Genomic DNA, 4,092 nt, shown 5'->3' on the forward strand with positions numbered 1-4,092 from the left:
CATGGACGGCGTTCATCTCCATGCCCGAGTAGCTGAGGAAGTTGTTGACGATCAGCACCAGGCTGGCGATGCCCGTCCACGGCGGGAGGATGTGGCTCGCGGCCATGGGCGCCGCGGAGGGGTTGCCCTGACCGAGGAAGACCATGCCGAGGACCACCAGAAGGGTGCCTGGAACGAGGGTGCCGATGATCAGGCCCCAGGATGCGAGGCCGGAGAGCGCCTTGGTGCCACGGGAGGAGATCCAGACGCCTGTCCAGTACAGAACCATGATGACGATGGCCGTGTAGGCGCCGTTGGAAGCCAGCGCCGGGTTGATGACGTAGGCGAGCGTGCTCGCGACGAAGGCAAGCAGGCTTGGATAGTAGAAGATCGTCATCGCGAACTGGCACCAGACGGCAAGGAAGCCGAGCGGCTTGCTCAGGCCCTCGCTGACCCAGCGATAGACACCGCCGGACCAGCCGGACGCCAGCTCCGCCGACACCAGTGAGGTGGGCAGCAGGAAGCAGATGGCCGGGACGAGATACAGAAACACGCAGGCGAGTCCGTACACCGCCATCGTCGGCGCGGCACGCAGGCTGGCCACCGAAGCGGTCGTCATCATCGCCAGAGTCACCCAGCTCAGCAAAGGCATGCCCGCTCTCGCCGCTGGTGCCGCCGCCTTTGCTTCGCGTGGGGCCTCTTCGGGAAAGTCCATCGCGCTCACATGCGCCTGGGAATACCCCGCCTCGGCACCCCGCGGCCTACACCGCACGTTGTGGCACGGCCGCCCGCACTGCCGGCCTGAGCTGTGCGGCGTGACAACCGCTACTGCCCCAGGGACGGATCCGGTCCGAAGTCGGCGACCTGCATGGTGGCGGATCCTCCGGGAGGGCTGTTCAGCACCCCACGGACGCGATGCGTCAGGTCAGGGTGCGGGCTGGGTTGCGGGCGTCGTCGAGGGTGCGGTGGCCGAGGCCTGATCAAGTCCGGCCTGCCGTCGACCCGGTACCCCCGATGGAGGCCCTGGCTGGGGACGTTCCGTGTCTCCTTTACGAAGCCGGCCGTCCGCCTCGTATCCCGTCCACTGGCACGCTCTGCGGTCCACGGCCTTGTTCGTGGCGCCACAGGCGCAGCAGCTACGTACGGTGTGGAACTCGTGATCCTCTGGATGGCGAGACGTTGATCATGAGCGGGAAGAGGCGGAGCGTGTATGAGCCCCGGCCCTTCCCGCCATCTGACTGGCCCGAGTGGCATGCCCTCCTCACCCGGCATTCGGATGCCGATGGGGCACGCGGAGGGCACGACAGCCCCCGAGAGATCTAGACAACGACGAAGCCCCAGGTCGCTGACCTGGGGCTTCGTAGAAGAGCGGATGATGGGAATCGAACCCGCGCTATAAGCTTGGGAATCACCCGGCACTTGCGCCTCCATATGCTGTCTGACCTGCGTAAACGTCGATTCACGGCGGCTGTCTCGTCGTTGCCTCGCCCCCTTGTTGTCCGCTGTTTACCGCCTCTACTGGCACGTTGTGGCACGCGATGCGGCTTCGACGCCGAGAATCAGCAGATGCATGAAGTGAAGCTGTCCGACGGGATCATCACGCTGTCGCCGCTGCGCCTTGACGACGTGGAGGTGCATCTCAAGGGGGAGGACGAGCAGCTGGTTCGCTGGCTCAACGGCGGCCCCGGCACGCGCGAGGGCGTTGAGGCGTACTTCCGGCACTGCCGGGAACAGTGGGTCGCCGCCGGACCGCTCCGCGCCTTCGGCATACGGGTCGGTGCCGGCGAGGCGCTCGCGGGGGCTCGACCTGCGGTTTGCAGCAGAGGGCTTGGCCCCCGGCCAGGTGGCCTCAGAACCACGAACGCGCCCGGCCGCCGCGTCACCGCAGCGCCCGGCCGCCTTGGGGCGACCGGTGGGGCCTGACCAGCCAGAGAGATGTAACTGGGCCCAGTGTGGCGGCCAGAGAGTTGGGCTGCGGTGAGGCGGCCGACGAAGGCGGCGAGCTCGTAGCGTTCATCGCGCCTTTGCAGCACAGGGTTCAGCGTTTGCGGGTGACTGCCCTGCACTGTCGCGCTGTCACTACACCTGTTCCCAGTACTGGCCGAGGCGGTTCCAGCGGTAGTTGCGGGAGTCGGGGCTGCGGTCGTAGGTGTCGATGACGACTTCGAGGTGGCCGGAGTTGTCTTCGTAGTACTCCTTGCGGTCGTTCATGCGCAGGTACAGCTGTCGGTTGCTGGAGCCGGGGTAGCCGCCTTCGGAACGGCGCTTGCCGACAGGAATGATGCGCGCGTCGTCTTCGCCCCAACGCCCGAGGAGCTGGCCTGCCGTCGATCCGTCTGCGGGGTAGACGAAGGACGTGTCGCCGGACGCGCTCACGCCGGGCTCGCTCCAGGATGCGCCGTCGGGTCCGCAGGTTTTGCCGGCCTTGTAGGACCATTCCCCGTCTGCCTGGATGAGCACGCCCCTGTTGATGTCGTCTTCCCCGTAGACGCCGGTGGCCTGCCAGCCCTGGTTGGCGTACACCTTCATGGTCTTCATGCTGCTGCTCCTTGCTGCGGTATCAGTCCGAAGCCTGCGGGACGCCTCCGCAGGCGCCGTGTGCTTCGCCTGGAGGTACCCAGGCGGGATTCACTCCAGTCACCGCCACCACGAAAGATGGGGGACAGCTCCGCCAGATGGACCACCGTGTGTTCCTACCGGCGGGATCACAGCTGCGCGACAGCACCCGCCGGGAGGCGCGCCCTTCGGCGCAGAGGGGTAGAGCCTGGTAATGCGGCGTGGACGCCGGCCGCCTGAGCGTGGGCACGGCAGAGCCCGGTAGGGTGCCCGGCACCCGGCAACCGGAGGTTTTCGTTCGTGGCCACGATCCGTTACGGGCGAGCGGGCAGACGGCAGGCGCAGCGCCGTGTTCGTCGTCGTCGCTCGCCCGCGGTACCGCTGCTCGCGCTCGCCTGGGGCGGGGCCTGCGCGGTGGTGTGGCTGTGGTGGCGGAACACGCACGCGGTGCTGCCCGAGCAAGGGGACCGGCTCATCCACGCGGGCCGCATCACCGGTCTGCTGGCCGGGTACGTGATCGCGCTGGTCATGGTGCAGGTGGCGCGCGTCCCGGCCCTGGAGCGGCGGGTGGGTTCGGACCGAGTGTCGCGCTGGCATGCGACGAGCGGTCGGTACGCGCTCTCCCTCACGTTCGCGCATGTGGTCCTGACGGTGTACGGGTACGCGCTCCAGGGGCGGATCGGTGTCGTGCCGCAGACAGTGTCCCTGGTGACCGAGTACGCCGAGATGGGCAAGGCGGCGGTCGGGACCGCGCTGCTGATCCTGGTCGGGCTGGTGTCCGCGGGGGCGGTACGGCGCAGGATGCGCTACGAGGTCTGGTACTACCTGCACCTGTTGGCCTATCTCGCGGTGTTCCTGGCGTTCTGGCACCAGTTGGCTACCGGCGCCGAGTTCAACGCCGACTCCGTCGCCCGCGCGGCCTGGTACGCGCTGTACGGGACGGTCGCCGCGCTGCTTCTGTGGTGTCGCGTGCTGACGCCGATCCGCCTCAACCTCGTCCACCGCATGCGGGTCGAGGAGGTCGTTCCCGAGGCGCCGGGCGTCGTGTCCGTGTACATCCGCGGACGGCGGCTGCACCGGCTGGGCGCGGAGGCCGGCCAGTTCTTCCGCTGGCGCTTCCTCGCCAAGGGGCTGCGGTGGACGGCGAACCCGTACTCGCTCTCCGCGCCGCCGAGGCCCGACCTGCTGCGGATCACGGTCAAGGCGGTCGGCGGGCACAGTTCGGCGCTCGTCGGGCTGAGGCCGGGGACCCGGGTGTGGGCGGAGGGCCCGTACGGCTCGATGACCGCGGCCCGCCGCAGCCGGGGCAAGGTACTGCTGATCGCGGGAGGAGCGGGCATCACTCCGCTGCGGGCCCTGTTCGAGACCCTGCCGGGCGCGGGCCGTGACCTGACGCTGCTGTACCGGGCCCGGACAGCCGAGGACCTGGCGCTGCGCGAGGAACTGGAGGCGATCGCCGACGAGCGCGGGGCGCAGCTGCTGTACGCGGTCAACGGACCAGACGGAAAACGGCCGGCGATCAGCGCGACGATGCTCCGCCGGATCCTCCCCGACATA

4 protein-coding genes are annotated in these 4,092 nt (G+C 68.6%); 2 read left to right on the forward strand and 2 right to left on the reverse strand.

Annotated features, from left to right (window positions below; all coding sequences use genetic code 11):
* The coding region (locus tag VIU94_RS33425; protein ID WP_331917326.1) for an amino acid permease at positions 1 to 703 on the reverse strand (703 nt) is incomplete at its 3' end.
* Between the two features lie 842 nt (positions 704 to 1,545).
* Between VIU94_RS33425 and VIU94_RS33430 the strand changes: the two genes are divergently transcribed.
* Positions 1,546 to 1,902: a hypothetical protein gene (locus VIU94_RS33430; RefSeq protein ID WP_331917328.1), complete on the forward strand. Its 357-nt coding sequence runs from the start codon at positions 1,546 to 1,548 to the stop codon at positions 1,900 to 1,902.
* Positions 1,903 to 2,058: 156 nt separating this feature from the next.
* On the opposite strand, the gene VIU94_RS33435 is transcribed toward VIU94_RS33430, so the two are convergent.
* Positions 2,059 to 2,517 (reverse strand): hypothetical protein, encoded by a 459-nt coding sequence (locus tag VIU94_RS33435; RefSeq protein WP_331917330.1) that lies wholly within the window; start codon positions 2,515 to 2,517, stop codon positions 2,059 to 2,061.
* Between the two features lie 318 nt (positions 2,518 to 2,835).
* Between VIU94_RS33435 and VIU94_RS33440 the strand changes: the two genes are divergently transcribed.
* A partial coding sequence (locus VIU94_RS33440) for a ferredoxin reductase family protein (protein ID WP_331917332.1) occupies positions 2,836 to 4,092 on the forward strand: 1,257 nt, incomplete at its 3' end.

The organism is Streptomyces sp. (assembly GCF_036566765.1).
Taxonomy (GTDB): Bacteria; Actinomycetota; Actinomycetes; order Streptomycetales; family Streptomycetaceae; genus Streptomyces.